The following is a 6178-nucleotide window of genomic DNA, read 5'->3' on the forward strand; positions in this document are numbered from 1 at the left end:
GCACGGCACGCACACGCGTACCGCCTACAATGACGGCATGCACACCCGGATAAAGTTTTGCGGATTGACCCGTCCCGGCGACGTCCGGCTGGCCGTCGAGCTGGGCGTGGACGCCATCGGCCTGGTGTTCGCGCCGGGCAGCCCGCGCCGGCTCGATGCCACGCGCGCCGTATCCCTGCGCCAGGCCATCCCGCCGCTGGTGCACGCCGTGGCCCTGTTCATGGACAACCCCGGCAGCGAAGTCGAGGCGCTCGTGAAGCAGGTCAAGCCCGACCTGCTGCAGTTCCACGGCAGCGAAAGCGATGCGTTCTGTCGCGGTTTCGGCCTGCCTTTCGTCAAGGTGCTGGCGATGGGCGGTGGGAACACGGATGCGGCGGGCCTGCGGAAACGCTACCCTTCGGCCAGTGCCTTCCTGCTCGACGGACACGCCCCCGGCCAGCCCGGCGGCAGCGGCGAGCGCTTCGACTGGTCCCACGTCCCACCGCTTGGCAAACCGGTGTTCCTGGCCGGCGGCCTGAAGCCGGGCAATGTCGGCGAGGCGATACGGGCGGCGCGCCCGTTCGCCGTGGATGTATCGAGTGGCATCGAGAGCGCGCCCGGCATCAAGGATGGCGGGCGCATGCAGCAGTTCGTGGAAGAGGTGAAACGTGCAGACCGCAGCAACCCCGGGTGACATCCTGCCGGCGCAGGACATCGCCGATTTCAACGCCTTCCCCGACGCCGCCGGTCATTTCGGCCGCTACGGCGGCGTGTTCGTGTCCGAGACCCTGGTCGAACCGCTGCGCGAACTCGAGGCGGCCTACGATGCCGCCCGGCGCGACCCGGCGTTCCAGGCCGAGCTCGAACACGAGTACAAACATTATGTCGGCCGGCCCAGCCCGATCTACGAGGCGCGCCGGCTGTCGCAGCACGTCGGGGGCGCGCGCATCCTGCTCAAGCGCGAGGACCTCAACCACACCGGCGCGCACAAGATCAACAACACCATCGGCCAGGCCATGCTGGCCCGGCGCATGGGCAAGACCCGGATCATCGCCGAGACCGGCGCCGGCCAGCACGGCGTCGCCAGCGCCACGGTCGCCGCGCGCCTGGGCCTGGAATGCGTCGTTTACATGGGCGCCACCGACGTCGAGCGCCAGGCCCCGAACGTGTTCCGCATGAAGCTGCTGGGCGCGAAGGTGGTGCCGGTGCAGTCGGGCAGCAAGACGCTCAAGGACGCGCTCAACGAGGCCATGCGCGACTGGGTCACCAACGTGCGCGACACCTTCTACATCATCGGCACCGTGGCCGGGCCCCACCCGTATCCGAAGCTGGTGCGCGACTTCAACGCCGTGGTCGGCCAGGAGTCGCGGGCGCAGATGCTGGCGGACTATGGCCGGCTGCCCGATGCCGTCACCGCCTGCGTTGGCGGCGGCAGCAATGCCATCGGCATCTTCCACGCCTTCCTCAACGACCGCGGCGTGCGCCTGGTGGGCGCCGAGGCGGCTGGCGACGGCGTCGAAACCGGCCGCCACGCGGCGTCGCTGGTGGCGGGACGGCCGGGCGTGCTGCACGGCAACCGCACCTACGTGATCTGCGACGACGACGGCCAGATCATCGAGACCCATTCGATCTCGGCCGGCCTGGACTACCCGGGCGTTGGCCCGGAGCACGCCTTCCTCAAGGACAGCGGCCGCGCCGACTACGTCGGGGTGACCGACGACGAAGCCATGGAGGCCTTCCACCTGCTCGCGCGCAAGGAAGGCATCCTGGCCGCGCTCGAATCCAGCCACGCCATCGCCCAGGCCATGAAGCTCGCCCGCGACCTGCCCAAGGACGCGTTGGTCCTGTGCAACCTGTCGGGGCGCGGCGACAAGGACATCTTCACCATCGCCAAGCGCGAAGGCATCGAACTCTGAATTCCTGAACCCGGAAGAAGCATGTCCCGCATCAAAAACAAGTTCGAGCTGCTCGCCAAGGCGCAGCGCAAGGCCCTGGTCCCGTTCGTGACCGCCGGCGATCCGTCGCTGGCGGCGACGGTGCCGGTGATGCACGCCCTGGTGCGTGCCGGCGCCGACGTGATCGAGCTGGGGGTGCCGTTTTCGGACCCGATGGCCGACGGTCCGGCGATCCAGCGCAGCTCGGAGCGCGCCATCGAACGCGGCGCCGGCCTGCGCTACGTGCTCGGTTGCGTCGCGAAATTCCGCGAAAACGACGGCGAGACGCCCGTGGTGCTGATGGGCTACCTCAACCCGATCGAGATCCTCGGCGCCGACGCCTTCGCCCGCGCCGCCGCCGAGGCCGGCGTGGACGGCGTGTTGCTGGTGGACCTGCCGCCCGAAGAAGCCGGGCCGACCCGCGGCGCGTTCAACGCCACCGGCCTGGACCTGATCTCGCTGGCGGCACCCACCACGGCGCCGACGCGCCTGGCCCGCCTGGCCGCGGAATCGCAGGGCTACCTGTATTACGTGTCCTTCGCCGGCGTGACCGGCGGCGCCCAGCTTGATGTCGCCGACGTGCTCAAGCGCGCCGGCGACCTGCGTGCGCGCGCCAGCGTGCCGGTGCTGGTCGGTTTCGGAATCCGCGACGCCGCGTCCGCGGCGGCGCTGGCGCCGGCGGCCGACGGGGTGGTGGTGGGCAGCGCGCTGGTCGAGGCCCTGGCCGGCGCGGCGGACCCGGAAGAGGCAGCCGGCCGCGCCGAAACCTTCCTGGCGCCGCTGCGGTCCGCGCTGGACGCCGCCTGAGCCCGACGCGGGACGGCCGCGAGGCGGGCGAGGCCTTGCCGGGCCTTTCGGGATAAACTGCCCGGCCTGACAACAGACCGGTGGACCAATGAGCTGGCTGACCAAACTCATGCCCTCCCGCATCCGGACCCAGGGCAACGGCAAGCGTGGCGTGCCCGAAGGCCTGTGGGAAAAGTGCGACAAGTGCGGCGCCGCGCTTTACGGGCCCGAGCTCGAAAAGAACCTGCGCGTGTGCCCGAAGTGCTCGCACCACATGGCGATCGGCGCCCGTGAACGCCTGGTGGCCTTCCTGGACGACGACAGCGGCGAAGAAATCGGCGCCGCCCTGGGTCCCGTGGACGCGCTGCACTTCAAGGACCAGAAAAAGTACGCGGACCGCATCAAGGCGGCGCAGAAGAACGTCGGCGAGCGCGATGCGCTGGTGGCCGTGCAGGGCCAGCTCAAGGGCCGGCCGGTCTGCGTGGCGGCGTTCGAATTCCGCTTCATGGGCGGCTCCATGGGTTCGGTGGTCGGCGAACGTTTCGCCCTGGCGGCCGAACGCGCGCTTGAACTGGGCTGTCCGCTGGTGTGTTTCTCCGCCACCGGCGGCGCGCGCATGCAGGAAGGCCTGTTCTCGCTGATGCAGATGGCCAAGACCTCGGCCGCCCTGGGCCGGCTGCGCGCCAAGGGCCTGCCCTTCGTGTCGGTGCTGACCCATCCCACCACCGGCGGCGTCTCCGCGTCGCTGGGCATGCTCGGCGACATCAACGTGGCCGAGCCGCAGGCGCTGATCGGTTTCGCCGGTCCGCGCGTGATCGAACAGACCGTGCGCGAGACCCTGCCCGAAGGTTTCCAGCGCTCCGAGTTCCTGGTCGAGCACGGCGCCATCGACCTGATCGTCGACCGCCGGCAGATGCGCGAGAAGCTGTCGTCGCTGCTGGCCCTGATGATGCGCCAGACGGCGCCCGCCGCCGACGCGACCCCGGCCGCCGAGACCGCCTGAGCCGGGCATGGGCGAGCGCAAGTATTTCGGTACCGACGGCATCCGCGGACGGGTAGGCGACTACCCGATCTCGGCCGACTTCATGCTGCGCCTGGGGGCCGCCGCCGGCCGCGTGCTGGTGGGCGAGGGCCGCGAACACGCGACCGTGGTCATCGGCAAGGACACCCGCATCTCCGGGTACATGTTCGAATCGGCGCTGGAAGCCGGCCTGGTCGCCGCCGGCGCCGACGTGCGCATGCTGGGGCCGATGCCGACCCCGGCGGTGGCCTACCTGACGCGCTCGCTGCGCGCCGACGCCGGCATCGTCATCAGCGCCTCGCACAACCCACACCACGACAACGGCATCAAGTTCTTCTCGGCCCTGGGCGAGAAGCTGCCCGACGCGGTCGAAGCCGCGATCGAGGCCGAGCTCGACCAGCCTTTCCGCACCGTGCCCTCCGAACGCCTGGGCAAGGCCCAGCGCGTCGTCGACGCGCTGTCGCGCTACGCCGAGTTCTGCAAGACCACGGTGCCCGATGATTTCAAGCTCGACGGCATGCGGCTGGTCGTCGACTGCGCGCATGGCGCCGCCTACCAGGTGGCCCCGCGGGTGTTCGAGGAGCTCGGCGCGGCGGTCGATGCCCTGGGCGTCGAGCCGGACGGGCTGAACATCAACAACGGCGTCGGCTCCACCCATCCCGAGGCGCTGATGGCGCGCGTGCGCGAGACCGGCGCCGACCTCGGCATCGCCTTCGACGGCGACGGCGACCGCGTGCTGATGGTCGACGGCCGGGGCCAGCTGGTGGACGGCGATGGCCTGATCTACCTGCTGGCGCGTGACTGGCAGGCCAGCGGCCGGCTGGTCGGGCCGGTGGTCGGCACGCTGATGACCAACTACGCCATGGAGCGCGGCCTGGCGGGGCAGGGCATCGGCTTCCTGCGCGCGAAGGTCGGCGACCGTTTCGTGCACAAGGCCCTGGTCGACCAGGGCGGCGTGCTCGGCGGCGAGGCCTCCGGCCACCTGCTGTGCCTGGACCGCGCCAGCACCGGCGACGCCATCGTCAGTGCATTGCAGGTGCTCGAGGCGCTGCGCCGCCAGGGGTGTTCGCTCGAACAGGCCCTGTCCGACTACCAGCCGCTGCCCCAGCAGACCATCAACGTGCGCATCGCGCCCGGCGCCCGGCCGCTGGACCAGCCGGCGGTGCAGGCCGCTCAGGCCGAGGCCGAGCAGGCGCTGTCCGGTCGCGGACGCCTGGTGCTGCGCCCGTCCGGCACCGAGCCGGTGGTGCGCGTCACGGTGGAAGCCGACGACGCGGCGCTGATGCGCCAGGTGCTCGACCGCCTCGCCGACGTGGTGCGCTCGGCCGCCTGAGCCGGCGGCCCGCTTGAGCCCCGTCAAGGCACCGACGGCGCCGCCTGGCCTAGACTTCCCTTCCTGAAACCCCGACCGGACCCTCCCCGTGACCGCCAGAATCCCCACCCTCGACATCCAGCGCTTCGACACCGACCGGGAGGCCTTCGTGGCCGAGCTCGGCGCGGCCTATCGCGAATGGGGGTTCGCGGGCATCCGCAACCACGGCATCCCGCAGGCGCAGATCGATCGCGCCTACGACGTCTTCCAGCGGTTCTTCGCCCTGCCCGAGGAAACCAAGCGCAAGTACCACGTGCCCGGCAGCGGCGGCGCCCGCGGCTACACGCCGTTCGGCATCGAAACGGCAAAGGGCGCGACGCATTTCGACCTCAAGGAGTTCTGGCACGTCGGCCGCGAGATCCCGCGCGACTCCAAGTATGCCGAGGTGATGCCGCCGAACCTGTGGCCCGAGGAAATCCCCGAATTCAAGGAAGTGGCCTACGGCCTGTTCACCACGCTCGACCAGCTCGGTTCGCGGGTCCTGGGCGCGCTGGCCCTGCACATCGGCCTGCCGCAGGAGTGGTTCGCGGACAAGACCAACTTCGGCAACTCGATCCTGCGGCCGATCCACTACCCGCCGATCACCGCCCCGGACGTGCCGAACGTGCGCGCCGGCGCGCACGAGGACATCAACTTCATCACCCTGCTGGTCGGCGCCAGCGCGGCCGGCCTGGAAGTGCTGTCGCGCAAGGGCGAGTGGGTGCCGTTCACCGCCGAGGAAGACACGATCGTGGTCAACATCGGCGACATGCTGCAGCGCCTGAGCAACCACGTTTACCCGTCGACGACGCACCGGGTGGTGAACCCGCCGGGCGACCAGGCGCGCAAGCCGCGTTATTCAACGCCGTACTTCCTGCACCCGAACCCCGACTTCCTGATCAAGACGCTGCCCCAGTGCATCAGCGCCGACAACCCGGACCGCTACCCGGAGCCGATCACCGGCCACGAGTACCTGATGGAACGCCTGCGCGAGATCAAGCTGGTCTGAGGAATCCTGTTCTGGGGGGTTCTGGGCTTGCCCTTCGGGCGAGCAGGGTTTGGGATCGTGGTGCCTTCGCGGGTGGAGGCAGCGTGCAGTCGCCCTGA

6 protein-coding genes are annotated in these 6178 nt (G+C 70.2%); all 6 read left to right on the forward strand.

The features are described from left to right. The first annotated feature begins 37 nt into the window (after nt 1-37). The 6 genes from N788_RS08625 (at nt 38) to N788_RS08650 (ending at nt 6080) form a co-directional block, all read left to right on the forward strand. Nucleotides 38-673, forward strand: a complete 636-nt coding sequence (locus tag N788_RS08625; protein WP_034223816.1) for a phosphoribosylanthranilate isomerase — start codon at nt 38-40, stop codon at nt 671-673. 4 nt (nt 674-677) lie between these two features. Beyond that, on the forward strand, nt 678-1895 hold the full coding sequence (gene trpB / locus N788_RS08630) for a tryptophan synthase subunit beta (protein WP_034223834.1): 1218 nt from the start codon (nt 678-680) through the stop codon (nt 1893-1895). 21 nt (nt 1896-1916) lie between these two features. Continuing rightward, a complete protein-coding gene (gene trpA, locus N788_RS08635; RefSeq protein ID WP_034223819.1) occupies nt 1917-2720 on the forward strand; it encodes a tryptophan synthase subunit alpha in 804 nt (267 codons plus the stop codon). Nucleotides 2721-2808: 88 nt separating this feature from the next. Further along, entirely contained in the window at nt 2809-3702 is an 894-nt protein-coding gene (gene accD, locus N788_RS08640) for an acetyl-CoA carboxylase, carboxyltransferase subunit beta (RefSeq protein ID WP_034223821.1), read from the forward strand. Between the two features lie 7 nt (nt 3703-3709). Beyond that, complete coding sequence (gene glmM / locus N788_RS08645; RefSeq protein ID WP_034223824.1) at nt 3710-5053, forward strand: phosphoglucosamine mutase; 1344 nt, start codon at nt 3710-3712, stop codon at nt 5051-5053. A gap of 88 nt (nt 5054-5141) precedes the next feature. After that, nucleotides 5142-6080, forward strand: a complete 939-nt coding sequence (locus N788_RS08650; RefSeq protein WP_034223825.1) for an isopenicillin N synthase family dioxygenase — start codon at nt 5142-5144, stop codon at nt 6078-6080. Nucleotides 6081-6178 lie beyond the last annotated feature (98 nt).

It is taken from the genome of Arenimonas donghaensis DSM 18148 = HO3-R19, assembly GCF_000743535.1.
In the GTDB taxonomy this organism is placed as follows: Bacteria; Pseudomonadota; Gammaproteobacteria; order Xanthomonadales; family Xanthomonadaceae; genus Arenimonas; species Arenimonas donghaensis.

Bases quoted from the DNA above. Each gene is read 5' to 3' on its own strand.
- N788_RS08625 (WP_034223816.1), top strand. From the start codon at position 38: ATGCACACCCGGATAAAGTTTTGCGGATTGACCCGTCCCGGCGACGTC.
- trpA (WP_034223819.1), top strand. From the start codon at position 1,917: ATGTCCCGCATCAAAAACAAGTTCGAGCTGCTCGCCAAGGCGCAGCGC.
- accD (WP_034223821.1), top strand. From the start codon at position 2,809: ATGAGCTGGCTGACCAAACTCATGCCCTCCCGCATCCGGACCCAGGGC.
- glmM (WP_034223824.1), top strand. From the start codon at position 3,710: ATGGGCGAGCGCAAGTATTTCGGTACCGACGGCATCCGCGGACGGGTA.